This is a genomic window from Halostagnicola alkaliphila, from assembly GCF_055379965.1.
Genome location: NZ_AP043826.1, coordinates 1,630,190 through 1,656,626 on the forward strand (window position 1 = coordinate 1,630,190; position 26,437 = coordinate 1,656,626).

The following is a 26,437-nucleotide window of genomic DNA, read 5'->3' on the forward strand; positions in this document are numbered from 1 at the left end:
GTTCTCTATAACTGATTTGTTCAATAAACGAAAAACCCGCGAAAACATAAAAATGACCAGCTAATACGGAGGCTAAATCACTTCGAACCCCATTTATATATGATATATGAAATTTTTGTGGGCGGTATGCAGATCAATATATTTATTATTTTATATGTATTGCCGGCTTTCCGGGCTTTGCCTTCTCGGCGAGCTCGCTCGTTTCAGTCGCCTGCGTTACCGTTACGTCTGCCCCGAATTCGTCCTCGAGTAACCACCTCGAGCGCTCGAGAAGGGTGCGTTCGTGCGCGCCGTCGGTTATCGGATCCATCTCTCCTCGCCGTTGCGTGAGGTCGGAGACGAACGTCGAGATTGCATCCTCCTCTCCCTCGATCGCATCGTCGGCCAGCAGGCGTTCGACCACGTCCTCGTTGCGACCCTCGACCGGTGTCGCGGCGACGATTTCACCAGCCCGGTACTTCCAGGGCTCCGCGACGACCAGTTCGATCCGTTCGGGTGCCTCGATCTCCGCGACATCGACGATATCGCGGACGTCCTCGAGCGTGGTTTCGACGAGCCGACGCTCGCGTTGGGCGTCGCTGACGTCGCTTTCGGGTTCCGGCCAGTCGGCTTCGACGACGAGTCCGTCGCCGCGGAGCTTGTTCCACAGTTCCTCACCGAGGTGGGGGGCCATCGGAGCGATCAGCGCCGCGAGCGTCAACAATCCGCGTCGATAGATGTCCTCCTGTGGCGTGTCGTACCCTCGGTATCGACGGAGTAACCGAGCGAGACCCTGAATCTCCGTCACCGCTCGGTGGAACCGGAACCGTTCGTACTCGTCTGTTACCGCGGCGATCGTTCGATCGATTTCCCGATCGACGTACTCGTCGTGAGTCGTCCGTTCGACCCGAGTGGTCGTCTCGTCGATGAACGCCGCGGCCATCCCGTACAGCGACTGCTGGAGGTCGTAGACCCCCCGCACGTCGTTTGCCGTCCACTCGAAGTCCTGTTCGGGGTGGGCCGCCGCGAGCACGAACAGGCGCGTCGTCTCCGCGCCGTACTCCTGCGGAGCGACGACGTTGCCCTTGGAACTCGACATCTTTTCTCCGTCGTAGAGCACCGTTCCCTGGCTAATGAGCCGTTCGACGGGTTCCTGGATCTCGAGCATGTCCATGTCGGCGAGCGCTCGCGTGAAAAACCGGATGTACAGGAGGTGCAAAATGGCGTGTTCGTCGCCGCCGACGTAGAAATCGATCGGCATCCACTGGTCGGCGAGTTCGGCGTCGAACGGCGCGTCGTCGACGTCGGGCGAGAGAAAGCGCAGGAAGTACCACGAGGAGTCGACGAACGTGTCCATCGTGTCCGTTTCCCGTCGCGCGGGTCCACCGCAGTCCGGACACGTCGTCTCGAGGAACGACTCCTGTGCCTCGAGCGGGTTGCCGGTCGTTCGGACGAACTCCGGCAGTTCGACCGGCAACTCGTCGTCCGGAACGAGAACGTGTCCGCAGTCCTCACAGTGGACGACCGGAATCGGCGTCCCCCAGTAGCGCTGGCGTGAAATCAGCCAGTCTCGAAGGCGGTAGGTCACGTCCTCCTCGAATACGTCGTGGTCGTCCGGCAGTCGTTCTCGAACGAGTTCCGTCTCGAGGCCCTCGTACTCGCCGCCGTGGGTGATCGTTCCTTCACCAGTGTAGAGCGTCGATTCGGTGTCGCCTCCCTCGTCGTCCGTTTCCTTGTCGCCGGGGGCGATTACGCTCTCGAGAGCAACGTCTTGTTCCCGTGCGAACTCGTGATCGCGTTCGTTGTGCCCGGGGACGCCCATGATGGCCCCCGTACCGACGTCTTTCAGGACGTAGCTGGCGACGTAGACCGGCAACTTCTCGTCCGTGAGCGGATGGACGGCGGTCAGGTCGGTTTGTACGCCGTCGTATCCGACATCACCGGGTTCGCGTTCGCGAGCGTCCTCGACGTACGCCGCGACCGCGTCGTCGGTCTCTGCGATCGCTCGAGCGAGCTCGTGACCGGGTGAGAGCGCCAGGTACGTCGCTCCGTAGACGGTTTCCGGGCGCGTACTGAATACGTCGACGCTGTCGAACCGATGCTTGCGCTCGGCGTCTCCGTCTCCGCTGTGAGTCCTGTCGGCGATTTCGAACGAGATTCGCTGTCCTTCTTGTCGTCCGATCCAGTTTCGCTGAATCTGTCTGACGCCCTCGGGCCACCCCTCGAGGTCATCCAACCCGTCGTGGAGTTCCTCGGCGTAGTCGGTGATCGTGAAAAACCACTGATCGAGTTCGCGACGGCCGACCGGCGTTTCACACCGCCAGCAGACGCGCGTCGGGTCGTCATGGCCCTCGTGTTCGTCGTCAGGTCCGTACTCGTCGCCTCGAACTTCGACCTGTGCGTCGGCGAGAACGGTCTCGCAGTCGGGACACCAGTTGACCGACGCGGCTTCGTACTCGACGAGTCCTTCCTCGTAGAGGCGCTTGAACAACCACTGGTTCCAGCGGTAGTATTCGGGCTCGCAGGTCGTAATCTCTCGAGACCAGTCGTAACCAAAGCCCATCGACTCGAGTTCCTCGCGCATGCGGCGAATACAGGCTTGCGTCCAGGATTCCGGGTCGCTCGCGCGTTCGTGTGCGGCGTTTTCGGCCGGAAGACCGAACGCGTCCCACCCCATCGGGTGCAACACGTCGTCGCCGTTCATCCGTCGATATCTCGCGTACGCGTCCGTAATGGCGTAATTTCGGACGTGACCCATGTGAAGGGTCCCGGACGTGTACGGAAACATGCCGAGAACGTAGGTCGGATCCGTCGCGTTCTCGGGAAGTTCGTACACGTCGTCGCGCTCCCAGACGTACTGCCAGAACTCCTGTACCTGCGCGTGATCGTAGTGGCTGGTCATTATCGAAGGGTCCGTTGTTTCCACGTGGGCGTGCCTGCTATATCATTGTTCGCCACTCGACGACGCCGTCTTCCCGTTTGGCGTTTCACTCGTCGCCGTCTTCCTTTAGCCCCCTTTCTGGCTCACCGAACGACCGTGACAGGAACGGGAGACCGGCGAACGATCTTCTCTGCAACGTTTCCGACGAACAGCCGCTCCGAGAGCGTCCCGCTGTGGGAGCCGATGACGATCGTATCGAACGCTTCGGCGTCCTCGAGAATCGCACGCACCGGATGGCCAAGTTCGACGTCGGTCCTAATTTCCGCGTCGTGTTCGGCGGCAATCTCTCGAGCGCCGTCTAACACGTTTTCGGCGTGTTCGTTTGCTACCTCCTCGATATCGTCCGAAAGGGCAATTCCCGTCGCCTCTCCCCACATCGCCGACGGAACGCCGACGACGTGTCGAACGGTGATCTCCGCGTTAGGGTGGACCTCGAGGGCGTATTCGAGCGCGTGCGCCGCCATTTCGGAGTCGTCCATCGGCACCAGAACTCGAGAACTCATGCGTCGAACCACGCCCTCGAGGAACGTAAGTCCCTGTTAAGCGACTCCCGGAACCAGCGAGAAAAACGCGTAAGCCAGAATCGTCGACAGCGACGGGCCGATGATCCACATCGAGACGTACTTGATGACGGCTCGAGGATTGAACAGATCGCCGGCGGCGAGGACGTCTTCTGACTCTTCCTCACCGATCGCTGTCGTTTCCTCGTGGTCGTCCTCGACGGTCAGCGCACCCATCGATATCTCGGTGTCCTCCGTCTCGCCTGCGATCGCGTCGCGGGCCGTGATCGGACGGGTGGCTCGCCCCCATCCGATTCCGACTATCGTCATCACGGTCGCCATCACGAGGCTGATCGGGATACCGATGTACGAGAGGGTGGTCGTGATCGACGACGCCGTCAGCATGACGAGCAACGCCGCGAGCAGCGGGATTTCGCTCAGTTCGCCGCCGACGGACTCCATCGTCCGACGGGCGATAGTGAATCCACCGAGGCCGATCGCGAGCGTGGCGATGACGATCGCGATATCCGCATCGAGTCCGCCAGCTCCCCCGACCAGCGGCGCGGCGGCGTTGGGAACGTTACTCGCTCCGGCGCTAAAGGCCATGTAACAGCCGACGATGAGCACGAAGGTCGTGCTGATTACTTCTCGCCGAGTCGTGTTCGGTCCGAACTTCGGTTTCGGAACCGTCTGATCGCGATCGAGGGCGAGCAACGGCCCCTCGGTCTTCTCTATCTGAATCCGCTGATTGAGCTCGGAGTAGACGTACCGCCCGATCACCGCACCGATCCAGAACCCGATGATTGGGGTAACGATCCACCACGTGAGAATCCCCGCGATCGTTTCGTAGTTCAGGGTCCCGGTTGCCAGCCCTAATCCGGCGATCGCACCGACTGTCGTCATCGACGTCGGGACCGGGACGCCGAAGATGTTAGCCACGAGGATTCCCAGCCCGATGAAAAAGAGGACGGCGACGCCCGCCGATAGCGTGAGTTCCGTCGTGATTATTCCTTCGCTGAGCGTGTCCATGACGTTTTGACCGACGGTCCACCCACCGAGGAAGACGAAGAACGTCATGGCCGCCGCAGCGGTTGTCTTCTTGACGATCCCCGCGCCGACGGCCGGCCCCCACGTAATTCCCGTCGACGAGCCACCGATGTTGAACCCCACGAAAATCGAGGCGACGATACCGACTAGCAAAATCCCTTCGACCATACGACAGGCCAGTACGGCCGCCGCTAAAATACGTGTGTAAAACTCCGAGAGTGTTTACTTTCCGTACCGTACGGACTGCTGTAATTCATTTTCGGCACAACCGCGACCAGTCCTGCGGTTGCAACGGTTGACTCGCTTCGCTCCTCCACCGAGACTCGTCTCACACGGTTCGACTCACCGCCGGTAAATCGTTACAGCAGACCGTGTCAGTCGTCGGTATCGCTTTCAGCGCCAGCCGTATCCGGTTCGGCGTTCGGCCCGTCGACCGAGTCTTTCCCTTCTTTGATCGCCTGTGCTTGCTGTTCCATCGCTTCGACGTCCATCTCGGCTTGTTCGTCGATCTCGCCGAGTATCTCCGAGATGTCGTCGAGGCCGATCAGTTCGCGAGTCTCCTCGTCGAAATCGAGGCTCTCGAGTTCCGTGCCGTCTCCTTCGACGTCGCTTCCCGAGAGGTGCTTCCCGTAGCGGCCGACCATCGAGGTCAGTTCCTGTGGCAGAACGAACGTCGTGGACTCGTTCTGCCCGATGTCGGTGAGGGTGTCCATTCCCTTGTCGATGACGGCGCGTTCACCCATCGATTCGGCCGAGCGGGCGCGAAGGACCGTCGAAATCGAGTCACCCTGGGCCTCGAGAATTTGACTCTGTTTTTCACCCTGTGCGCGGATGATGTTCGACTGCTTGTCACCCTCCGCTTTCTCGACCTCGCTGCGGCGTTTCCCCTGGGCCTCGAGGATCATAGCCCGACGTTTCCGCTCTGCGGAGGTCTGTTGCTCCATTGCTCCCTTGACGTCTCGAGAGGGCGTGACCTCGCGGACCTCGACGCTCTCGACTCTGATCCCCCACTCGTCGGTGGGTTCGTCGAGTTCGGTTCGGATCCGCTCGTTGATCCGCTCGCGTTTGCTGAGCGTGTCGTCGAGTTCCATGTCACCCAACACGGCACGAAGCGTCGTTTGGGCGAGGTTCGAAACGGCGTGCTTGTAGTTATCGACCTCGAGGAACGCCCGTTTGGCGTCCATCACTCGGATGTAGACGACGGCGTCTGCGGTCACCGGCGAGTTGTCCCGCGTGATTGCTTCCTGTGTCGGCACGTCGAGCGTCTGCGTTCGCATATCGAACGTATACACCCTGGAGACGAACGGCGGAACGATGTTGAGACCCGGCTCGAGGAGTTTCCGATACTCGCCGAAGACGGTGAGTGCACCCCTGTTGTACGCGTCGACGATTTCGACCATCTGCCAGACGGTGATAATCGCGAGCAACAGGACCAGTCCACCGACGAGGGCGACCCCCGAAACGTCCTCGAGTTGGAGTGGAATAGGCTGGCCGAGCACGAACTGAACGAGTTCGGGAGCGTTCATAGGCTAGTACAGGAGTGGCGAACCAATAACACTTGGCCTGTAATTCCATACCAGAACGGGCAGTGATCCCGATTCATGGGCGGTCGAGGCGGATGCCCTGATCGTCGCCCCTTAGTCTCGAGACGTTGTTTGCGGTCACCCTAGTCGGCGTCTCGGTATTCTTCTCGCCACCACTCTCTCCCTGTCTCCTTCGACGAGATTCTTATCGCTGCTCTGAGCCTTCGGACACGCGCTCATATGGTATGTCCGCTTTCGCACACGCGCTCTCCGCTCGTCGACTGTACCGGGGACTCGATCCGCTCGCCGAGCTGGCGACTCGAGCGCTGATGGGTGCGTTTGCCGGTCGATCGAGTTCAACGAGAAGACTGCTAGCCGATAGGGGCCGCTCGACTGAGGCGGGATCAACCCACGAACGATCGAAGCGAACCGAGTCGAACAACGGGACAGACCGAGCGATGCCAGTAAATACGGTCAAATCGGACCGGCCCAAAAAGTGATCCTCGAGACTCCCCAACGGCGCGTCGCTATTCGTCCGGGGACGCCGACGGCGGTTGGTTGTAGCCCGGCTCGAGGTCGTCGGGATCGATCCCCAGGAGATAGGTGTCAGCCTCGAATACCCCTTCGAGCAGCCAACCGATCGCTTCGTAAAACGGTTCGTCTGCCAGCTGTCGGATATCCGTCGCCAGATCCGGGATCCACCAGCCGTGGACCTTCAGGAACGCTTCCCGGTAGGTATCGGTCTCCTCTCGGGTCAGAATCTCGAGTGCGGCTAACTCGACTGCGGCGTGGTCTGGCTCTTCGCGAAGCTCCGATGACGGATGGATGTCGAGGTCGCGATAGGAGCGTTTGACCGCCGCGAGAGGCTCGCCGAGGTAGTCGTCGGCGTACCAAGATTCGTGGGCTTGCATCTTCGGCCGAGGGCCAACGAACATCCTCGTGTGAATTTTCTTTAGTTCGTGGGCGGCTTCGCCCGGATCCTCGACGTCCGATAGCCACTGCCTGAGAAGGCCAAACCCGTTCTCGATGGCCTGTGGTCTCGCCTCGGCGGGAAATTCTTCCTCGCGAAGCCGTTCGATGGCAGCTTCGTCCGGCGGATCGGCTATCACGCCGGAGATGAAGGCGTACAGATTTGCAAGCTCGTCGGTCGTTTCATCGGTCTGTGTCATGTTGTATACTATCTGTGACTACGCTCGTTCGAAGTAAATCAGTTCGGTTAGATCGAAAACGGGACTAGACGGGAAGCGGCAGCGGCGTGAACTCGGCCGCGAGCAGGTAGCTCATCGACAACGCGATCTTGCCGACGACCACGAGGAGACCAGCGAGGGCGTAGGAGGCCGTCGCTGCGTTCGGCGAGAGCGCATCTCGACGTTGGCCGAGTACCGTGCCGATCGAAAGCAAGACCGGCACGACAATGCCAGTGACGACGGCCAGACCGACGAACAGCCAGGCGTAGGTTCCCAGCAGGTTGGCGACGTCGGGCTCTGCGGCGGGCACCTGCTCGGGTAGCAGGAAGACCGTCGCCGCGAGCGCGGCGAGCGCAGCCACCAGAAGTCCCGAGGAAACCAGCGAGTAGTTCTGAACCGCTCGAGTGATCTCGTTTTCGGTGATCGCTGCGAGACCGACCGACGCGGCCAGACCCGCACCGAGCCCGCTGAAGATCATCACGGGTACGAGGAACGTTTTGTCCCAGAGTGCGACACGCTCGAACGAACCTGATCCGAACGCCATCGCCGAATAGATGAGGACACCAGCCGCGAAGATTGCAAAGACGCCGCCGATCGCGAGCCGAACCGGCTCCGTCGGGCGGGTGTAATCTGCGATCGCATCGAGTTGTCTGAGCACGCCGTTTCGCTCGTCGGCGGTGCCGACGCCGTCGGAGGTGTCCCCGCCCGTTGCGGCTTTGGCGGGGCCACCTTCTGATGAGCCGCCGTCGGTTGCGACGTCAGTGCCGCCGTCAGCGCCAACGCCTCCGGAGTCGCTCTCATCGACGGTTCGTCGGTGCGGTCGCGTTCTGCCGAAAGCGGTCCAGGCGAACATCAGGAACGCTCCCAGCCCCATCCCACCGAGCATATACGCGCCGATGGTCATCCACGAGTCGAAATTCGTCATCGTGAGCGGGATCATCATCGCCCGGAACGGGGTCGCGAGGTGACTCAGCAGGATTGGGCCGCCGAGACCGATGCCGACCAGACCAATGAGGTACCCGAATTTGGCGATCGGGCCGTGCTCGCGGGCATCACGTTGCCACGAAAGGAGGTCAGCGACGTAGCCAGTGAGGTACGCACCGGCGGCCAGCCCGATTAGGGCCGTGTAGACGCCGACTTGCCAGTTCCACTGGGAGTACGGAACGTCGAATGTGATTTCTAGTACCATCGGTGATCACCCGGACATGATTTCGTCGGCGTCGTCGCCGAAGACGACCTTCGCCGCTTCGTCGTCGAACGGCTTCGAGACGCCGTCTTCGCTGAGTTTCTCGGAGAGTTCATCCGGCGTGCCAAACAGCAAGGCGTCGGTCGGACACTCGGAGGAACAAGCCGGTTCCAGTTCTTCTTCTTGACGAGGCTCGCAGGTCGTACATTTGTCCATCAGGCCGTTTCCGCGAGCGCCCAGCGGGCTCGCTTCGTCGGCCTCTGGAACCCCCGCGTCGGGATACTGCGGCGCGCCGAACGGACAGCCGACGCCGCAGTAATGACACCCGATACACATGTCACCGCTGACGCGAACGGAGCCGTTGTCGCGAATGCGGAGCGCGTCGGTCGGACAGACTTCGACGCAGGGCGCTTCGGAGCAGTTGTAACACTGCATCGGTTTGTTCGTCTCGTCTTCGGTCCCGTGGTCGAGTGCGAGAACCTGAATGCGGTCGGTCTCAGGTGGGAGATCCCACGTTCGCTGACACGCGACTTCGCAGGCTCCACAGTCGATACAGGACTCCCAGTTCGGGATAACTCGTGCCGGTCCGTCGTTGGATTCTTGTGTACTCATTTTCGATCACCTATCGCTTGTGTCGGCTCATCCGCTGTTCTTGCCACTTGATCTGTTGATCGGACAGTTCGGGAACTTCATCGTCGTCTGCGACCCGGACACTGCAAAGCGTCGTTTTCGTCTCTTGCATCTGGGTCTCTCTGTCGTAGGCCGGGGCGGTCCCGGCGTTGATCGATTCGCCGATCACCAGTGGCTCCATCCCATCTGGGACGCTGTCCATCATGTTCTCGCCCTCGAGAATACCGCTCCAGTGATATGGCGCGAATGCGTGGTCCTGGGCGACTCGCTCGGTGACTCTCGCCTGCACTACCATCTCGGCGTAGGGCGTCTCGGTGACGATCCATTCGCCCGTTTCGACGCCGAGGTCGTCGGCGACTTCGGGGTGGATCTCGAGGTACATCATCGGCGCACGCGAGGCCGTTCCCTGCGTACTTCGAGTCACTGCACCGGCCCCCTTGTGTTCGACCTGTCGACCCGAGGTGAGTACCAGGTTGTAATCGTCGACGGCGTCGATGTTGTCCTGTTGGACTTTCGCGTTGTCTAGTTCGACGCGCCAGTGGTCTTCGGTTCGGTCGTTACACGGATAGTCCTCGACGAGATCCGGTCGTGGGGTGAGCGCTGGCTCTCGGTGGACCGGTATTTCGTCGGTGAGGTTCCACGCTTTCATCCGAGCACGGCCTCGGCCCCACGGTGCGTCGGGCTGTGGGTTGTCGAACTCCTCGAACGTCTCGAGGTCGACATCGTAGCCGGCTTCGTCCAGTGCGACGGCAGTGTCGTAGACCGACATCTCCTCGTCGAACGCCGCTTCAACCGGGATCGTCGCTTCGCTTGGGTTCTCCGAATCGGGGAGGACTGTGTTGAAAAGCGGATACTGTGGGACGCCTTCGATTTCGTCGTCCCACCAATCGGGTTCGAACGAGTCGCGGAGTTGATCCTCGGGATCGACGTCGGGATCCTCTTCGCCCCACCAGCGGGCCCGGAAGTCCATCCCGCCTTCGGAGGGATGAAGCGAGTCATCGTAGAGAATCGGTGTTCCTGGATGATCATCGTGCCAACACGGCCACGGGAGGCCGTAGTAATCGCCGTCGAGTTCGTCGTACAGTTCGTGATCTTCGTCCAGATCCGCCTGGAGATCTTCAGCGCTGAAGAGCTCCGAGTTCTCTTGGTGGAGCTTCAACCGCTCCGGCGTCTGGCCGACGTATCCGACGGACCGAACGCCCAAGTTGATCTCTCGGAGAACGTCTTCGACCTCGTCGTAGTCGAAGTGCTCGCCGAACCCGAGGTGCTCTGCGAACTCACACAGCAATTTCCAGTCGGCTTTCGAATCGTGACGGGGCTCGATCGCTTTGGATCGCCACTGAAGCTGGCGACCCGTGTTGACGACGCTCCCTGATTCCTCGACATTGGTCGAGGCCGGAAGCATGTAGACATCGGTGTCATCGTCTGCGAGCTCTGCGACCTGATTCGGGAAGACATCGACGTTGACGATGAAGTCGAGTTCGTTGACTGCCTCGCGAACTTTCTTGTACTCGGTGAGCGAGGCGAACCCGTGACCCCAGAAGACGGCTGCTTGCAGGGGATCGGGTTGGTAAATCTCCCACTCGTCATCGAGAACACCTTCGTACCAGCGGGCGACGGTGAATCCTCGCTTCTCCATGAGGTCAGTCGAGTGGAACCGGTCGACCAGTTCGTCATAGGTGATCTCGCCCGGGGTACTGTCGGTTTCGGTCCAGACGTTCGTCCAGTGTTCCCAGGCACTCGGACCGAGTCCGTAATACCCCGGCGTGTTGCCGGCGTCGACACCGAGGTCAGTTGCACCCTGGACGTTGTCGTGGCCCCGGAAAATCGGCGTGCCGCCACCGGATTGGGCGGCGTGCCCGAGCGTGAGGTTCAACATCGCGTACGCGCGGACGTTCCCGGTCGCGTTGTTGTGCTGGGTGCCACCCATCGCCCACTCGACACAGCTTACGTCGGCGTCGGCGAGCTCTTCGGCGAGTGCTTCGATCTCGGATTCGTCGATCCCGCAGATGTCCGAGACGGTCTCGAGGTCGTACTCCGGTAAGAAGTCGTCACGGAACTCCTCCCAGGTCGGCACCATCACGCGGCTCTCGATGAACTCCTCGTCGTGGGCCTCGAGGTTGAAGACGATGTGATAGATGAGCCCGTAGATGAACGCCACGTCGGTTCCCGAGCGGAACTGGTAGAAATCGTCCGCCGCGGCCGCGGTCTTCGTGTATCGCGGTTCGGCGACGATGTGTTTGCCGCCCCGTTCTTGAGCTTCCTGGAAGTATTGCCACGCGACGGGGTGGCTTTCGAGCGGATTGTGACCGATGATCAGGTTGACGTCGACGTTCGCCATGTCGTTCGAGTTGTTCGTCATGGCGCCGACGCCCCAGGTGTTCGCGATCCCTTCGACCGTCGTCGAGTGACAGATTCGCGCCTGGTGGTCGATGTTGTTCGTGCCGTAGAGCGCGGAGAGCTTTCGAATGAGGTATGCAGCCTCGTTGCTGTGTTTCGCCGAGCCGACCCACATCGTTCCGTGTGGCCCGACGTCGTCGCGGATTTCGTTGAGGCGGCCGGTGATCTCCTCGAGAATGGCGTCCCACTCCATCTCGATCCATTCGCCGTCCTCTTGCTTTAGCGGTTTCTTCAGCCGTTGTTCGGAGTTAACCGACTGGGTGAGCGACGCACCTTTCGAACAGAGGCCACCCTGATTGACTGGATTGTCATCCCAGGTTTCCTGCCCAACGACGGCGTCTTCTTCGACGGACATTTTCAGTCCGCAGCCCACCGAGCAGTGCGTACAGACGGTTTTCACCTGTTCGTCCCCCGGATTTGGATCGAGGGCTTCTTCGTCCGCCCCTCCTCGTTGAAGAAGTGTTCTTCCACCTACTGCCGCCGCGAGCGTTCCTCCTGCCCCTGCTTTGAGGAATCCCCGGCGATCTAGATCGATTATAGACCGTGACATACAGTGACAATACCGGCACTATCTATTAAAAGTATTGTATGTCGTTCGGTTTCGGTAGGTGTTAGCGTTCCAACGAACGGCGAATTGTAAATTTACTGTTTTGATGTGCGATATTTAAACCAGATTTTCGTGTGTGGGACCGTGGCATTTAATTCCGCTACCCGTCCAAGTACGACTCGATGAAAACTCGGGACAGGATGCTCCACGTCGATCTTTCTGCGGGGACCGTTCGGGGTCATGAGATCCCCGACCGATGGCTCGAGGACTATATCGGCGGCAAGGGGATCGGAGCCCGATATCTCTACGAAGAACTCGACGCCGGAACGGACCCGCATTCGGCTGCGAACGTCCTGTTGTTCATGCTCGGACCGCTGACCGGCTATACTCCCGGCGAACAACGGTACGCGGCGATTACGAAATCACCACTGACAGGCGCCTTTCTCGACTCCTACGGCGGGGGATCGTTCCCAGGGCGATTGGCCAACTCGCTCGAGGAGTACCTCGGTATCCTCGTCACCGGCGAAGCGGACGAACCCGTCGTCCTCACGGTTGCCGACGGCGAGGCGACGTTAGAACCTCGAGCGGACCTGTGGGGCTTGGATGCCGAATCGACCTGCGATACGTTCCCGGAGTCGGCGGTCGCTTGTATCGGCCCCGCAGGAGAGAACGGAATTCGATACGCGACGATTGCATCCGATGGGGGAGAACACCACGCCGGCCGCGGCGGGGCGGGCACCGTCATGGGAACGAAGAACCTGAAAGCTATCGTCGCACGAAACCCGGAACCCGAGGGGTTAGACGACCTCCAGGACGAGTACAGCGAAGCGTTCGCCGAGACTGATACCGGCCGGTGGCTCGCAGCCAGCGACACGCTCGAGACGGTCGATTTCGCCAACGAGGTCGGCGTCCTTCCGACACGCGGCTGGCAGGAAGGGCAGTTCGAGGGCGCCGAAGAGATCGGTATCGAGCGCGCCCGCGAACAGGCCCACTCTCGAGAGCGACCCGACGATTCGGTCCCTGGCGGGTTCCGCGTCGACAGCGACGAGGGTGAAACCGTTCCGCGCGGAGCGACGCCGATCGTTCTCGGCGCGGGACTCGGTATCGACGACTTCGACGCCATCGCAACACTCGGTGCGATCTGCGACCGGTTCGCGATGGACGTAATAACGGCCGGAAACGCGGTCGCATGGGCGGTGCGAGCGAGCCAGGAGGGGCTGATCGACCGTGACCTCTCGTTCGGCGACGAGGAGACGGCTCGAACGCTTATCGAAGAGATCGCCCACCGATCGACGCCGCTCGGCGATGCCCTCGCGAACGGCGTCGACGGCGCTGTCGATCGCTTCGGCGGCGAGGATCTGATTCCGACCGTGAAAGGAATGGAGCTATCCTCCTACGATCCGCGCAATGCGGAGACGATGGCCCTGGCCTACGCCACGAGCGACAGGGGTGGCTGTCACCGCCGGGCCCGTCCGGTCGAACTCGAGTCGGTTACGAGCGAAAACTGGAGCGTCGAACAGCAGGCGGCCGCCGTCGTCGACGAACAGAATCGTCGGGCGGTCCTCTGGTGTCTGATCGCGGACGATTTCTTGGAGGAGGTATTTCAGGCGAACCTCGGAACCGAATGGCTGTCGGCGGTCGGCTACGATCACGATCTCGAGGATCTCGAACGAGTCGGCGAACGCGTCTGGACGCTCGTTAGACTATTCAACGTCCGAGAGGGGTTTACGCGCGACGACGACGAGTTACCGACGCCGTTGACGAAACCGCTCGAGGACGCCTCGACGGATGGAACTGCTCTCGAGCAGGAGTCGTTCGAAACGTTGCTGGACGAATACTACGCGTTACGCGACTGGGATCAGCTGGGGCGACCGACCAGCGAACTACTCCACCGAGTAGATTTAGAATCGATCGCGACAGACGGCGGCCCGGTTCCACGGACGGACGACTACGACCCGAAAACGGAGGTAATCGAAGATGACTGATAGCATCGACCTTGACGACATCGAAGTCGACGACCCCGAGGAGGACAGCGAGAACGACAGCAATTACGGCGACTGGCTGTGGCGCGGCGAGGGAGATCCGGACGACGAACCGGAACCATCCTGGGTGGGTTCGCCGGAACCCTCCTCGAGCGAGACGACAGCGGGTAAAGACGTTACTGCCAGTGGGGCGAACGGCCCGGAAGCTGCGGTCGACGATGGCCCAGCGGACGCCGACCCAGCGGACGCGAGCGAATCCGGTTCCGGCGACGGGCCGTTGAATACGGGCGACGGCACGGAGACGGTCGGAGATATACTCACGCATACGACTCCGGACAACCAAAGCGACGGAGACGAGGAGACGGAAGAACGTAGCGAGTCGGGGGCGGACGGCGAGTCTGCGGTCGAACCGGATTCGGCGGACGAACCGGAGTCGGGCGGCGAGTCGGCGACCGAACCGGAGTCGGCAGCCGAATCGGAGTCGGCGGACCGACAACCGATACCGGGTGTCCCGAAAACGTCAGAAGGACCGGTTGGCGTCCCCGAATCCCAAGGCGGGGCTGGCGGCGGTTCCTCGGCCCAGACGGATTCGGACCAGAAGCAATCGGGCGGTTCCCAGCGAACCACGAATCACGGTGAGGCGACCGACCCGGACGACATGACGTTAGCGTTGACCTACGAGGCGATCAATCGACTCGAGGATCCGCAGTTCGTCGTCTCGAGCGCCCGTAGCTGGAGCGACTGGCTCGGTATTGTGGGAAAAGTGTCGACGCCGGCTATTCGGAAGTTCCAGCGCGACGAAGGGATCGACCTCGACTTCTTCGGCGGCTCGGAGACCGGTCCGGGCGAGCGACTCGCCGATATCACGCCGGATTCGATGTTCTATGCGGAGCGAATGGTTCTCGTCGGTGCCCCGGGCGATGAACGGATCGCGGAAGCCGCAGATTGGGAGTTTATTCCCCTACAGACTGCGGCGGAGAAGGCGGACTGGGAGATCGAACACGAAAACTGAGTCGACTCTCGTTTCTTCGGTGTGTGAACCGGTCGAACAATGCAATCTGCCGGTCGCTCATCCACTGTGGAGCATTCTCGCTCGGCAATCCGAACAGTAGTCGAAGATACTTTCCTCGGCGTTCGGTGCCATTCCCGAAACGGTGTCCCCGATTCGGTCTTCGATCGCGTCGGCGGTCGCCTCGCTCGTAAACTCCTTTCCGCAACCGGCACACGCGAGCATCGACCCTTCGTACAGTTCGGTCCAAGACGGCTCCTCGCCCGTTCTGTTTTCGGGAAGCAAAGAGAGATCGAGTCCATCGGAGACGCTCATGACATCCTCGACGCAAACATCCTCGCAGAGCCCGCAGTTGACACACCGTTCGTGGTTGAACTCGAGGCCCATATCCGTCCGACGGAGCGCGTCCGTCGGGCAGTAACTCGAGCACGTCGGCGTCAGCGTACAGCCGTCTTCGACCTCGACGACGCCGAAGTCTTTCAACCCACGGATCACTTCCCGCTCGGGGTCGACGTGTTCGGTGATCGCGCGCACGCTCTCGAGCGTCCATCCGTGGCTATCGAACGGCGGATTCTCCCGCTCGGGATCGTCGATCTCACCGGTCGCCTCGTGCTCGCCCGCTGGAATCGGCGACTCCTCGAGGGTGTCCGTCGCGAACTCCGAGAGATCATTGATGAAGGCGGTCGGCTGTCCCGGTTCGGGAGCGAAGAATCCGACCCGTTCGCCGAGACCGAGGTCGCTGGTCGCCTGGTTGAGTCGTTCGACGAGTTCCGCCTTCGGATCGGGTCCGGAGTGCAGACAGCTTCCGCCACAGCCGACGACGGCGACGCCGTCTGCCCCGGCCGCAAGCGCGTGAAGAACGTGCGCTTCGCCGACGGTATCCGCGCAGTTGACTTCGACGGGAAGTATCGGCGGGTATTCGACGGCCGCTCGTCCCGAGGCCGCCATCCGGCCGTACTCGCGAAGCGCTTCCTGTGCTTGTTCCGAGCAGACGAAGGCGACGATCGGAGTGTCGATACCCGGATCCGAGCCGCCGAGAAGGCTACTGACGAAGCCGCCGTCGTCCGAGGAGTAAAGCAACGCCTCGACCTCCCGAGCGATCCGTTCGTTGCCCGGTTCGTCCAGTTTCGTTGCGCCGGTCGGGCAGGCGCTGGTACAGGCCCCGCAGTTCTGACAGCTTCCGAGATCGAAGGAGACTTCGTCCATCGCCGGTCGGTCAACCGCGCCGTGCGGACAGGCGTCGACGCACTCGTCACACCCCTGTTCGCCGGCGTGACCCGACGCGCAGACGTCCATATCCAGATCGAGAAAGTCGAGTCCCTCGAAGCCGCCGAGCAGCCGCTCGATGGCGTTGACCGTCGCCGCGTCGACCTCGCCGGTGTGGAAGCCGCGCTGGCCGCCGACAGTGCCGTCGTCGCCCGCAGGGTAGACGATCTGGTCGAACTCGAGCGTTCGCTCGACGCCTTCCATCTCGATCGCATCGGTCGGACAGACGGTGATCCACTCGCCAATCGGCGCTTCGGGATCGATGTCGACGGGCGTGCTGGTGACCATGCCATCGGGTCCCTCGTGGACGCACTTCATGCACGAAATACAGTCGTCCGTCACCCGCGCCTCGAGCGTCACCTCGAACTCGCTGTAGGAGCCATCGACGTCGGTCACAACTCCGCGCTCGACGGCGACGTTCTCGAGGTCCCCATCCGATGTCTCGAGTTCGTTTCCGTTCGCGATCAGCGTGATGTCTGCGGATTCGGCGAGCGTCTCGGCAACGGCCGCGTCGCCGACGACGGCGATGTCGTGGCCCGCCCGGTGGATACTCGTCTGGGGGAGCTTGTCTCGCTCTCGACGGGCATTTGCGGCGTTGACGAGCCTCGCGGTTTTATCGGTTGCAGCCTCGCGCTCGTGGACCCAGCCGGCGCTCTCTCGTTGGTCGACGAACTCGATATCGGCCGAATGTACCCCATTCTCTTCGGCGACCTGCGTGATTTTCTCCTGCGCTTTTGCTTCCGGACACGTCACGACCATCTCGTCCAAGTCGTACTCCTCGATCACCTGTTCGACCGCGCCGATTTTCTCCCCACAGAGCAGACTCGAACTCGCCGAGACATCGACGTCGTCGATGTTCTCTCGAGCCTCCTCAAGGTCGATGTCGCACGTCCCCGCGCACGAACAAACGAACGCTCCCGTGTTCATTGATTTCACGTTGCGAAAGCGGAGACGTAAACCTGTCGTGATTGATAGTCGCAGAATGTAATTTATTTTGGCACGACCCTGTTCGAAACCCTCTGGTAATACACATCGAGCGTGATCCGTCACGCTTGAGAAAGCGGCCGTGCGAAAGTCGACCGGCTCTGTGAGGTATATCGTCGAATCGATTCCGCCCCGAGTGTGATCTCGAGAGGTAAAGGGTTCTCGGAGGTCTTCTTGTATAGATTTGTCTGGGAGATGACTCGCTCAGAGAACAGCAACTATCTCGCCACGTCGCGATTCGACGAAATTTCACGTCTCGTTGGAATCATTGGGGGTCAAGCGACGGGCGGCAATTGCGCCCCCAACCGTAGCTGTAGCGCCTGCGATAACGCCGAAACCAGGTGTTGTGTCGGCAGAGCTTTCGTTGTCGCGCTTGTCAGCATCTCCTCCATCCGACTCGCCCTCTGTCGAACTCTCGTTGTCGGTATCTGTTTCGTCGTCAACTGGCGAATCCGGCGTGTACTCATCTGACGAGTCGTTGTCATCGGACACTTCGTCATCCACCGGTGGATCCGGCATTTTAGCGACCCCCAACGCGTCGAGTGCCTCCTGTGCTGTGACGATTTCAAGGTCGTGGTCTAATGCGTTTTGAATGGCGAACTCGACTCGTTCGGCGGGGAGCGTATCATACTGGCTGTGCCCGCCGACAATCCCGAGAACGTCCCGATTGGCCACCGTCTCCATGAATTCAGCAACCTCTTCGTCGCTTGCCATGTCTGTCTCAATGTACCGACGAATCATCTCTGTCGGCACCAGTTCGTCAATTGGGTTGTATCCACCGCGTCCAGTTCGATGGTTCGGGACCGACTCGTAATATTCGGGAACGATCCGCTCGACAAGGCCATCGTATCGCCCTATGGGATAAACAAAGCCGGTCGCTGGAATCCCCCATTCGTTGATTCGGGATTTGCTTTCCGAGAGTATCTTGCGGGTGAAATCCTCGGTGTAACGGATGACCGCATCGTCTGATTTGATTTTTTTGCCGACCTTCGATTCGAGATCGATGTAGTCGCCTTTTTCGTTTGTCCCGCTACCGCTGACTGTCCCGGTAGCTATCTCCTCACCGCTGGTGACAAGCGCGATGGGATCACCCGCGTATTGGCCGTGCCTGTTGACGTCGACATAAATTCGGCTATCGGTCGGATCACAGTCCTTTTTCAATGGGATATGCCCGAGCGCTCTGTGCTTGAGCGTGTGCGACATAACCTCCCAGCCGGCATCGTACATCTCCGTAACGTGATCTGGATCCATGAACTCTGTCGATCTGTCCATCAATCCAGGGCAGACGGCTATACACCCTGGCACACCGTATTCTTGATGAACTGGGAACGTCTCTGTATAGTCTTCGAGCGGACTGTCATCGTACGTGAATACGACCATCCCCGAAGTTTCACCCGCAGCTGCCGTAAATGGAAGCGAGGTCCCTGCTACTGTAACCGACCCAGTTGTAAGAACCTCCCTTCGTGTCATCATATGAAACGTATTTATTTCTAATATCATAAACGTCTTCATATATCCTTTAGAATCCATTAGGTATTATCATAGAATATTAGTATAGGCTATTAGGAAGAGCCATTCCTTAGTTATTCCAATTCGGTTTATGGTCCGATCCAAGAGCACCAATAACGAACTTTCCAACCATGTGCGAGAGATCGCATCGAATCGTCTGCTCGAGCACGACGTGGCCGCCTGAAGACACGATTGACCCCTCGAATATCCGGCGCGCCGGCGATGCAAAATAGCTGACAGCGTTTGAAAGTAAGCTATCGAATTTGCAGTAGCAGACGTTCAGACCCGCCTCTCCTGTGGTCTGTACGGTCTAAGCAGGTGTAAGTTCGCTCGGTGAAACCGAGAGACGTGAGCAAGATTTCAACAAAGCCGGTGTGAGATGCCCAAGCGATTAACTGAACGACAGATCGTGCCGATTGCCCCCTGGATATCCTCCCGTCAGGTTATCATCTCCGCGCCCGACGCGGAGAGTTCGACGGTAACGTCTTGGCGCGTCTGCTCGCTGATCTGATCGAGATTCCGGGTGAGCACCTCGAGAATGTCGGCCGGTTCCGGATAGACGAGCGTCGTCCCGTCATTGTCCTCGATCACGAGTTGGGTGTCTCGAAGCGTCACGGTGTCGTTTTCGATACCCGCGACGATCACCGACAGCGCCTCTGCACCGCCGGGGTCCCCTTCGTCGACCTTCGTAATGTACACCGAATCGAGCGAAATGATGTCCTTGAACTCCCGGATTTGCTCGGCGCAGTTGACCATATCTTTCGTAATCGCCGTCTTCTGGTCGTTCCCGTGGGCCCCCGTATGACACTGCTTGCACACCCGTAGTTCCATCTGCATACGGATTCGTTGTGGGCCGACCGCCATGACAATTACGACTCGGTGAACGAATTCGTCGATTACTCGAGGAGCGGTGGTCGACAAGTAGTTTCTACTGAACGAAATGTGCTCGAGCCCCGCCGAAATCGGTACCGGCCGTGAAATCGTCACGGTGGCGCGGTTCGTTCGGTTGGGGCTGTCTCGAGGTGAAGTACTCCCAGAAAATCACTGACGGTAATTATAGTCCCGGGCAGATTCGAACTGCCGTCATAGGCTCTCTTCCGTGACGGAACGAACCGGACACGACCAAAGGCCCATATGATTGGCCACTACACCACGGGACTTCATCAGACGATAGGAAACCCTCGCACAATAGTGTTACTTTTCTCCTTGACGTGAGACCGATATCGTTCCCGCCTCTGCCAATCTGTGGCAACTACGACAGAGGGTAATTACGTTCTCGAGCGTGTGCGCATCTGCTGTGTCCTCGAACTCGCGTACAGGGATACTGTGATGCACGTCAGGGTTTTGCCCAAGCTGATCCGCACAGTCGCCGCAGTGCTGACATTCGTAGCCGTCTCGCTCGAGTGCTAACCGCCGAACGTTCCACCACGATTGCCCATAGGTGATTGGCCCACCGCTCCACTGATGATGATCAGAACCGACGACGTTCTCAGAGAGCCACGTCCCATAGCAATCGAGGGAGCAAAAAAAGCCGTACTCTTGGCTCTCGATCTCTGCTGGTCGCCGCTCTAATCTGCCGTCGCAATTTTTGCAGTGGACCGTTATTCGCTCTCCTTTCGTCGAGTAGTTTTCCGGAAGCAATCCATCTGCATCGGCTACACAATCGGGACAGTACAGCCCGTCTTTGTCGGAAGGGTAGTACGAAAACGTCGCCTCACAAGTTTTACAGGTCCCGGTTCGTTTTGCATCTCGCCAATTCCCATTGTGCTCTCCTGCGTTCGGATTACAATCGTCGCAGTACGACCGACGCGCTTTCGGGTCGTAGAACTCGAGAGAACACCCTTTGCACGTTCGGTTTGGAAGCGGCTCCTCGTGGACTTTCGTATGGTGTTGGCGCATGCCCCGTTCGCTCCCGAGGACCTTCCCGCAGGTCGGACACTCCATATTGGGGTTCGCCTCCTTTTGTAATATAAACAGTCGGCCGCGATCGAGCGGCCGGCTCGAGAAATACAACGCGCCGACAGAAGACGGCTGAAACTGACCGATGTCGAGCGCTACAGGTAGCCTTCTTCAACCAGTCGATCGATTCCTTCGCGGAGGCGCTCCTCGCTCGCGGCGTAGGAGATCCGCGCGTAGCCGGGCGTGCCGAACGCGCTACCGGGAACCGTCGCGACGTGGGCGTCTTCGATCGCCCCTTCACACCACGCTTGATCGTCGTCGTCCACCGGGAGCATCATGTAGAACGCGCCCTCGGGAACCGCCACGTCGACGCCTTCGTCCTCGAGCAATTCCACGACGAGATCCCGTCGTTCTTCGAACGCCTCGGTCATCTCCGCGACAGCTTCGTCGGTGTTCTCGAGCGCCTCGAGGCCGGCGTGCTGGACGAAGTTCACGGCCGAGGAGACCGAATGGCTGTGGAGCTTCCCGGCCTGGTCGATCAGTTCTTCGGGGCCGGCGAAGTAGCCCAGGCGCCAGCCGGTCATCGAGTAGGCCTTCGAGAAGCCGTTTACCGTGATCGTGCGGTCGGCCATTCCCTCGAGCGTGCCCAGGCTGGTCGGCTCGACGCCGTAGGTGATCTCCTTGTAGATTTCGTCGGAGATGACGGTGATGTTGTGCTCGACGGCCAGGTCGCGGACGCCCTCGAGCGCGGCGTCGGAGTAGACGGCACCCGTGGGGTTCGACGGCGAGTTGACGATCAGCAGTTCGGTGTCGTCCGAGACGGCCTCGCCCAGATCGTCGAGCGCGGGCTCGAGTTGGAAGTCGTGTTCGGAGAGGTCGACGCGGGCGAGGTCGCCGCCGGCCATCTTGACCATCGCCTCGTAGGAAACCCAGGCGGGGTCGAGCAGGGCGACCTCGTCACCCTCCTGAATGAGTGCCTGAACGATTTCGTACAGCGCCTGCTTCGCGCCGGGGGTGACGATGATGTTTTCGGGACCGTGATCGAGGCCGTCGTCGGCCAGCTTGTCGGCGATCGATTCTCGAAGCTCGAGGATCCCCGCGGAGGTCGTGTAGCCGGTGTGACCGGCGTCCATCGCATCCTGACCCGCCTGAATGATGTTCTCGGGGGTCGGGAAGTCGGGCTCGCCGACGGAGAGGTCGACGACGTCTGCGCCGTCGGCCTCGAGTTCGGTTGCGAGTGCGGAAATCGCGAGCGTTGCGGACGGTTCAACTCGGCTGACACGGTCGGTGAATTCCAAGGTCATTGTTACTCTGAATCGGTAGCTGAACGCGAATCGGCATCCGACTGCGGATCGGCGTCGGGAAGTTCGGCGACGAGATCGAGCGCGCCGTCGACGGCTTTCGCGGCGTTTTCAATTCGTTCGCGCGCTTCGGCGGCGGACATACCGGGGCCCGTTACGCCGAGTGTAACGGGTGTATCACGCTCGAGGCTGACATCAGACAGTCGCTGGGCGGTCGCGTCGGTGATCACTTGATCGTGGTCGGTGTCGCCGGTGATGACGGCTCCGATGACAACGACGGCGTCGACCGCTTCACGGCGTGCGAGCCGATCGGCCGCCAACGGCGCGTCGTACACTCCCGGAACCTGCACCGTCCGGGCCACCTCCGCGCCTGCGGCGCGTGCGGCCTCCAGCGCCTCTCGTTCCATCTGCTCGGTGATCGGGCGGTTGAACTCCGCGACCACCACTCCGAGCGTGGTCATACGCGAGCGGTAGAGAGGGCGGGTAAAAGAGGTAACGTTCTTCGCGAACGATCGCACGGAACGAAGTCGGCCGAGACCGTCGCGTCGGCTTTCGTCGCCGACCGGTATCGGACTGCCGTCTCGCTGACTCACTCGAAGAGGAGAACACACGGGAGCGTCTCCGGTTCTGCGACCCGCAACATCGTGTAGGAGACTCCCGCCAACCCGCCCAGAAACGACGGGTCGTCGATCTGTGTCTGCTCGTCGGACGTCCGATAGGACCCGATCGCGGCTTTTCGGGCAAGACACTCGTCCAGTGTCGTCGTCGGCGACGGTACGCTGCGCTCGGTGCGTCTCGTGGCTGCGTTGAGAAATTCGATGCGACCGCAGTTCCCATCACTGAGGTCGTCTACCGGTAACAACTCGTCGACGGCCAGCCCGTCGAGAGCCCGCAAAACGTCGCGTTCGAAGAGTTCGTGATCGGCCGACGACTGCATCCCGAGTCGCGAGAGACCGATTCCGCTCCGTCCGTAACTCCACCGATCGGAGAACTCATCGTCGGCCCAGGGTCTTCGATCCTCCCAACCCGAGGCAGTTTCGGAGTAGTGCTGTGTCTCGAACTCGACGGCTTCTATCGCCGCGGACAGATAGGCGTCGTCGCCGGTCACCTCGTACAACCGGACGAGCGAGTACGCGATTCCGCCGGCACCGTGTAAAAATCCGGTCAGCGGCGGACAGTCGTCGATGGTGTTCCACACGCGGAACCCACCTGTCGATTCGGACCGACTGTCGAGCAGATGATCGCCACACTCCGTCGCGATCGAAACGAGTTCGTCAGATTCGTACCGTTCGTCAAGTGCGAGGAGACCGAGGATGGTCCCCGCCGCTCCCCCGGAGACGTCGTACTGACGATCGGGGCCGAAGGCGTCCGTCCGTATCGACTCGGCGGCCCGAACGCCCGTCCGAAGCATCGCTTCGTCCTCGAGCAACGCACCGACGGTCGCGAGTCCGTAGATCACGGATCCGATCCCGGTCACTCCACCGTGTTTCGACATCGACGGGGTGACCCGCGCGGACTGGACCGATCGAAGGGTCGGTGCGATTACGTCGCGCGCGACGGCTGCGTACCGGTTTTCACCGGAGAGTCGGTACAGACTCGCGGCCAGAAGTGCGACCCCGCCGGACCCGACGTGTAGCGTCTCGTCGAACGGGTGGATCGTCAGCCGATCGGTCGTGTCGATCGACTCTACCCACGTCCAATTCAGTTCCTCGCTTCCCCGCGTTGACCCGAGTCGGTGAATCCGATCGAATATCTCCGCTGCTTCGGATCGGAACGAGGCTCCGTCGGTCGACGGATCACCGGAGCGAACCGTTCCTTCGAGAGAAGTTGACGGATCCGGTTTCTCCCCGAGTGTGCCCCGTATCAACTCGAGTTGCGTGTTCATATCCGTAATCGAAGCCGAATCGATCCGATCTCGACTTCGGCTGATACCGGAGACTCCGGCGTCGACGCCCGTCGCGTCACCGTCGAATTCGATCTCTGTTCGGTCGGTTTCGGACGTGAATCGGGGCGGGTCCAGCCGCCGCAGCTCCACGCGCTCGGAATCGTAGAGTTCCCACGGAACGTCGCCCGAAACGGTCCCGTCGCAAAACGGGACCGCCAACTCCTCCATCGCCACGCCGAACCGGAACCCGTCACTGAGCGAAGCCCGCGAACACATCTTTCGCAGAAGGGTCGCGTACACCTGTGTCGGTCGGTACACCAGTCTGTTTTCGACCGCCGAGAATCGATCGAATAGTTCGATCTCGTCGTACAGCGCCCCGGAATCTCGCAATTCGAGCACCGATCTGTACGTCTCTTCGAATCCGGTGGCGACCGCTGTCGCGTGCTCGTCCGGCGGCCGCGCGTGACCGTCTACCCTCGGTACGTTGTCGCTACGGTCGACGACCGGGTGCTCGCGTTCGACAGTCATCACGTCAGTGTTGACGGCTTCGAGTCGGGGCGAACTGACGTGGGTTAGCGTCGCGTCGTCGTCGGAGACACCGATTCCGGCCATCAGTTCGGACGTCTCTCCGCCACCGAGTTCCGCCGCCGAACCGCCGATCTTGTAGGGCAACAACAGACTCAACAGAACGTTGTTCTGCACGAACTGTTGAACGCCGGTCGGCATCGGGGAGCGATCGGGACCGACGTACGGATGGAAGATCGTTTCGGCGTCGACGAGGACGGGGGTAGAGCCCGCGCTGATCAAATTCTCGAGGTGACAGTCGGTGAACTCGAGAAAGTACGCAAGGCAACTAAGAGCGCCGGCACGGCGGTAGTATCGTTCGACATCGCGTTCGGTTCGACAGTCCCGTCGTTCGACCCACCCCATCCACCCGTAGTCGTCGCGACACACGTATGTCGGTTCGACGCCCATCGTGACCGGCAAATATTCGTCGAGGTCGGCGAGGATGTCGTAGAACGTCGCACCGGCCTCGACGCTTCGAGGTTTATACGCGACGGTTACGCCCGACTCGAACTCGACGCGCATTATCGCACGCCCGTCGCCGTGCGTGTCGTCCGCGAGGGAATAAATTTCGACGACGTCGCCGAGATCGCCGTCCTCGGTAAAGCGCTCTGCGAGTAGTTCGCGGTCGGACCGCAGGCGGCGGCTGAACTCCTCGAGGTGTTCGTACCACTGTCTGATCTGGGTCGTGAGCAGTCGAGCGAAGACCGGATACTCCAGACACAGAGACGAGAACGCGCCAGAAAAGAGCGCCTCGAGAAACTGATCGTAGTACGCCGTCGGTCGCTCCGTGAACGCGGAGGGATCCGCGTGAGCCAACTCTCGGTCGTGTGCGGCGACGTACGTTTTGAACTCGACGTACAGTATCCGTGAAAAACGAGTCTCGAACCGAACCCGGAACCACTCCTGCATGATCCCGATCGTTTCACCGGACAGGACCTCGAGAGCGATGTCGTCGAGTTGCTCTCGGGCGTGCTCCGCGATGGCTGCTGAAAGTGCACCGAACGGTTTCTCCCGCTCTTTGCGGACCCATTTTTCCGGATTTGGGATCAAATTCTCCGGAAATTCGTCCGGAGACCGTGACTCGAGCGTCGCTGCGAGTGCGTCTAACCGATCCACCCAGGTCGGTACCGCCTCGCCTTCGGCCAGCGTATCGACGCAGGCCGCCCGCCGTAGATCGTCTCGTGAACAATTAGCGCGTTCGATTCGGCGACGAAACGATTCCTCGTCGGGATACTGCTCGCGCCACGCTTCGACGCGTTCGGTAGCTACAGTGTCGTCGACAGCGTACTCGAAGGTGCCCGGATTCGAGAGCCGTTCGAGAAGCGTTTGAGACTGCGCGGCGATTCGCCGTCGTTCTGTTTCGCTGAATATTTCGCTCATGGTATTTCGGTGGCCACTGAACGATTATTCTGTTACTTTTCTAATTACTGTTTTGATTATATATTGGCGTTCGAGGTAGAAATACCGATCGCCGTCGAGATTTAAAGTACGCTTTGCATCGGATCTGTCGTCTCCTATCGCCGTGTTTGTCGGTGCGCTCTCGCGTGTTTTCGTCGTATTGCACCACATTTGATTCGAGTCGAGAATGAAGGATTGAACGCCACATTTTTCACTATCAGCTACGTACTGTAATCTAATGGATCGGGGAGCCGAAATTGGACTTTTCGCTGCTGCCCTCGGCGTTCCGATCGTCCTCTTGTTCGCGCTTTTGGGTTCGATGTTGGCCGCGGTGTTCGCACTCGCACTCGTCGTGAGTCTCACCGTCTCGTTCGCGGTCGCGGGGCGGCTCGCGGACACGCCTCACGGAGAACCCGAGTCGGCCGACTCCGGCGCGCGTGCCGAGAGGAACGCGCCCGATCCGCTCGAGGCGCTCCAAGACCAGTACGCACGCGGTGAACTCACTGAAGCGGAGTTCGAGCAACGGCTTGAAACTGTCCTCGATACCGAGCCGTCGGGCCCGAGCGATACTGCTGCGATTCGGTCCGACGAAGACACCGACCGAGAGCCTGAATTCGAACGTCCCTGATACTCCCGTCCTAACCGTTTCGGTGCGGTGAGTGTTGCAGACGCCGGCTCCGGTCGTTGTGCTGGATCG

18 protein-coding genes and 1 tRNA gene are annotated in these 26,437 nt (G+C 60.5%); 3 read left to right on the plus strand and 16 right to left on the minus strand.

What is annotated here, in order from left to right:
• Window positions 1-145: 145 nt before the first annotated feature.
• The 8 genes from leuS to ACZ5C7_RS13275 all read right to left on the minus strand — a co-directional run bounded on the left by leuS (window position 146) and on the right by ACZ5C7_RS13275 (window position 11,943).
• Window positions 146-2,881 carry a leucine--tRNA ligase gene (gene leuS, locus ACZ5C7_RS13240; protein ID WP_464376772.1) on the minus strand — a complete coding sequence of 912 codons (2,736 nt, stop codon included), beginning with the start codon at window positions 2,879-2,881 and terminating at the stop codon, window positions 146-148.
• A 122-nt stretch (window positions 2,882-3,003) separates the two neighbouring features.
• On the minus strand, window positions 3,004-3,423 hold the full coding sequence (locus tag ACZ5C7_RS13245) for a universal stress protein (RefSeq protein ID WP_464376773.1): 420 nt from the start codon (window positions 3,421-3,423) through the stop codon (window positions 3,004-3,006).
• 36 nt (window positions 3,424-3,459) lie between these two features.
• On the minus strand, window positions 3,460-4,635 hold the full coding sequence (locus ACZ5C7_RS13250; RefSeq protein ID WP_464376774.1) for an anion permease: 1,176 nt from the start codon (window positions 4,633-4,635) through the stop codon (window positions 3,460-3,462).
• A 206-nt stretch (window positions 4,636-4,841) separates the two neighbouring features.
• Complete coding sequence (locus tag ACZ5C7_RS13255) at window positions 4,842-5,993, minus strand: SPFH domain-containing protein (protein ID WP_464376775.1); 1,152 nt, start codon at window positions 5,991-5,993, stop codon at window positions 4,842-4,844.
• Window positions 5,994-6,517: 524 nt separating this feature from the next.
• Window positions 6,518-7,159 (minus strand): TorD/DmsD family molecular chaperone, encoded by a 642-nt coding sequence (locus tag ACZ5C7_RS13260; RefSeq protein ID WP_464376776.1) that lies wholly within the window; start codon window positions 7,157-7,159, stop codon window positions 6,518-6,520.
• 64 nt (window positions 7,160-7,223) lie between these two features.
• Window positions 7,224-8,366 (minus strand): dehydrogenase, encoded by a 1,143-nt coding sequence (locus tag ACZ5C7_RS13265; protein ID WP_464376777.1) that lies wholly within the window; start codon window positions 8,364-8,366, stop codon window positions 7,224-7,226.
• A 6-nt stretch (window positions 8,367-8,372) separates the two neighbouring features.
• Entirely contained in the window at window positions 8,373-8,975 is a 603-nt protein-coding gene (locus tag ACZ5C7_RS13270) for a 4Fe-4S dicluster domain-containing protein (RefSeq protein ID WP_464376778.1), read from the minus strand.
• Between the two features lie 10 nt (window positions 8,976-8,985).
• Window positions 8,986-11,943, minus strand: a complete 2,958-nt coding sequence (locus tag ACZ5C7_RS13275; RefSeq protein WP_464376779.1) for a molybdopterin-dependent oxidoreductase — start codon at window positions 11,941-11,943, stop codon at window positions 8,986-8,988.
• A 179-nt stretch (window positions 11,944-12,122) separates the two neighbouring features.
• Between ACZ5C7_RS13275 and ACZ5C7_RS13280 the strand changes: the two genes are divergently transcribed.
• Entirely contained in the window at window positions 12,123-13,925 is a 1,803-nt protein-coding gene (locus ACZ5C7_RS13280; protein ID WP_464376780.1) for an aldehyde ferredoxin oxidoreductase family protein, read from the plus strand.
• Window positions 13,918-14,934: a DUF7124 domain-containing protein gene (locus tag ACZ5C7_RS13285; RefSeq protein WP_464376781.1), complete on the plus strand. Its 1,017-nt coding sequence runs from the start codon at window positions 13,918-13,920 to the stop codon at window positions 14,932-14,934. The genes ACZ5C7_RS13280 and ACZ5C7_RS13285 overlap by 8 nt, the downstream gene beginning before the upstream one ends.
• A gap of 57 nt (window positions 14,935-14,991) precedes the next feature.
• Here the strand turns inward: ACZ5C7_RS13285 and ACZ5C7_RS13290 are convergent, their stop codons facing one another.
• The 8 genes from ACZ5C7_RS13290 to ACZ5C7_RS13325 all read right to left on the minus strand — a co-directional run bounded on the left by ACZ5C7_RS13290 (window position 14,992) and on the right by ACZ5C7_RS13325 (window position 25,722).
• Entirely contained in the window at window positions 14,992-17,124 is a 2,133-nt protein-coding gene (locus tag ACZ5C7_RS13290; protein ID WP_464376782.1) for a hydrogenase iron-sulfur subunit, read from the minus strand.
• 306 nt (window positions 17,125-17,430) lie between these two features.
• On the minus strand, window positions 17,431-18,711 hold the full coding sequence (locus ACZ5C7_RS13295) for a polysaccharide deacetylase family protein (protein ID WP_464376783.1): 1,281 nt from the start codon (window positions 18,709-18,711) through the stop codon (window positions 17,431-17,433).
• 417 nt (window positions 18,712-19,128) lie between these two features.
• Complete coding sequence (locus tag ACZ5C7_RS13300) at window positions 19,129-19,527, minus strand: hypothetical protein (protein WP_464376784.1); 399 nt, start codon at window positions 19,525-19,527, stop codon at window positions 19,129-19,131.
• A 220-nt stretch (window positions 19,528-19,747) separates the two neighbouring features.
• A tRNA-Gln gene (locus tag ACZ5C7_RS13305) sits at window positions 19,748-19,850 on the minus strand.
• Between the two features lie 34 nt (window positions 19,851-19,884).
• Entirely contained in the window at window positions 19,885-20,634 is a 750-nt protein-coding gene (locus tag ACZ5C7_RS13310) for an HNH endonuclease (protein WP_464376785.1), read from the minus strand.
• Between the two features lie 110 nt (window positions 20,635-20,744).
• Window positions 20,745-21,893: a pyridoxal phosphate-dependent aminotransferase gene (locus tag ACZ5C7_RS13315; protein WP_464376786.1), complete on the minus strand. Its 1,149-nt coding sequence runs from the start codon at window positions 21,891-21,893 to the stop codon at window positions 20,745-20,747.
• 2 nt (window positions 21,894-21,895) lie between these two features.
• On the minus strand, window positions 21,896-22,351 hold the full coding sequence (ribH, locus tag ACZ5C7_RS13320) for a 6,7-dimethyl-8-ribityllumazine synthase (RefSeq protein ID WP_464376787.1): 456 nt from the start codon (window positions 22,349-22,351) through the stop codon (window positions 21,896-21,898).
• Between the two features lie 128 nt (window positions 22,352-22,479).
• On the minus strand, window positions 22,480-25,722 hold the full coding sequence (locus tag ACZ5C7_RS13325) for a type 2 lanthipeptide synthetase LanM family protein (protein ID WP_464376788.1): 3,243 nt from the start codon (window positions 25,720-25,722) through the stop codon (window positions 22,480-22,482).
• Between the two features lie 256 nt (window positions 25,723-25,978).
• On the opposite strand from ACZ5C7_RS13325, the gene ACZ5C7_RS13330 reads away from it, so the two are divergent.
• A complete protein-coding gene (locus ACZ5C7_RS13330; protein WP_464376789.1) occupies window positions 25,979-26,368 on the plus strand; it encodes an SHOCT domain-containing protein in 390 nt (129 codons plus the stop codon).
• Window positions 26,369-26,437: the final 69 nt, after the last annotated feature.

Coding starts and splice junctions, on each gene's coding strand:
- leuS (WP_464376772.1), bottom strand. CDS start 2,881: ATGACCAGCCACTACGATCACGCGCAGGTACAGGAGTTCTGGCAGTAC.
- ACZ5C7_RS13245 (WP_464376773.1), bottom strand. CDS start 3,423: ATGAGTTCTCGAGTTCTGGTGCCGATGGACGACTCCGAAATGGCGGCG.
- ACZ5C7_RS13250 (WP_464376774.1), bottom strand. CDS start 4,635: ATGGTCGAAGGGATTTTGCTAGTCGGTATCGTCGCCTCGATTTTCGTG.
- ACZ5C7_RS13255 (WP_464376775.1), bottom strand. CDS start 5,993: ATGAACGCTCCCGAACTCGTTCAGTTCGTGCTCGGCCAGCCTATTCCA.
- ACZ5C7_RS13260 (WP_464376776.1), bottom strand. CDS start 7,159: ATGACACAGACCGATGAAACGACCGACGAGCTTGCAAATCTGTACGCC.
- ACZ5C7_RS13265 (WP_464376777.1), bottom strand. CDS start 8,366: ATGGTACTAGAAATCACATTCGACGTTCCGTACTCCCAGTGGAACTGG.
- ACZ5C7_RS13270 (WP_464376778.1), bottom strand. CDS start 8,975: ATGAGTACACAAGAATCCAACGACGGACCGGCACGAGTTATCCCGAAC.
- ACZ5C7_RS13275 (WP_464376779.1), bottom strand. CDS start 11,943: ATGTCACGGTCTATAATCGATCTAGATCGCCGGGGATTCCTCAAAGCA.
- ACZ5C7_RS13280 (WP_464376780.1), top strand. CDS start 12,123: ATGAAAACTCGGGACAGGATGCTCCACGTCGATCTTTCTGCGGGGACC.
- ACZ5C7_RS13285 (WP_464376781.1), top strand. CDS start 13,918: ATGACTGATAGCATCGACCTTGACGACATCGAAGTCGACGACCCCGAG.
- ACZ5C7_RS13290 (WP_464376782.1), bottom strand. CDS start 17,124: ATGAACACGGGAGCGTTCGTTTGTTCGTGCGCGGGGACGTGCGACATC.
- ACZ5C7_RS13295 (WP_464376783.1), bottom strand. CDS start 18,711: ATGGATTCTAAAGGATATATGAAGACGTTTATGATATTAGAAATAAAT.
- ACZ5C7_RS13300 (WP_464376784.1), bottom strand. CDS start 19,527: ATGCAGATGGAACTACGGGTGTGCAAGCAGTGTCATACGGGGGCCCAC.
- ACZ5C7_RS13310 (WP_464376785.1), bottom strand. CDS start 20,634: ATGGAGTGTCCGACCTGCGGGAAGGTCCTCGGGAGCGAACGGGGCATG.
- ACZ5C7_RS13315 (WP_464376786.1), bottom strand. CDS start 21,893: ATGACCTTGGAATTCACCGACCGTGTCAGCCGAGTTGAACCGTCCGCA.
- ribH (WP_464376787.1), bottom strand. CDS start 22,351: ATGACCACGCTCGGAGTGGTGGTCGCGGAGTTCAACCGCCCGATCACC.
- ACZ5C7_RS13325 (WP_464376788.1), bottom strand. CDS start 25,722: ATGAGCGAAATATTCAGCGAAACAGAACGACGGCGAATCGCCGCGCAG.
- ACZ5C7_RS13330 (WP_464376789.1), top strand. CDS start 25,979: ATGGATCGGGGAGCCGAAATTGGACTTTTCGCTGCTGCCCTCGGCGTT.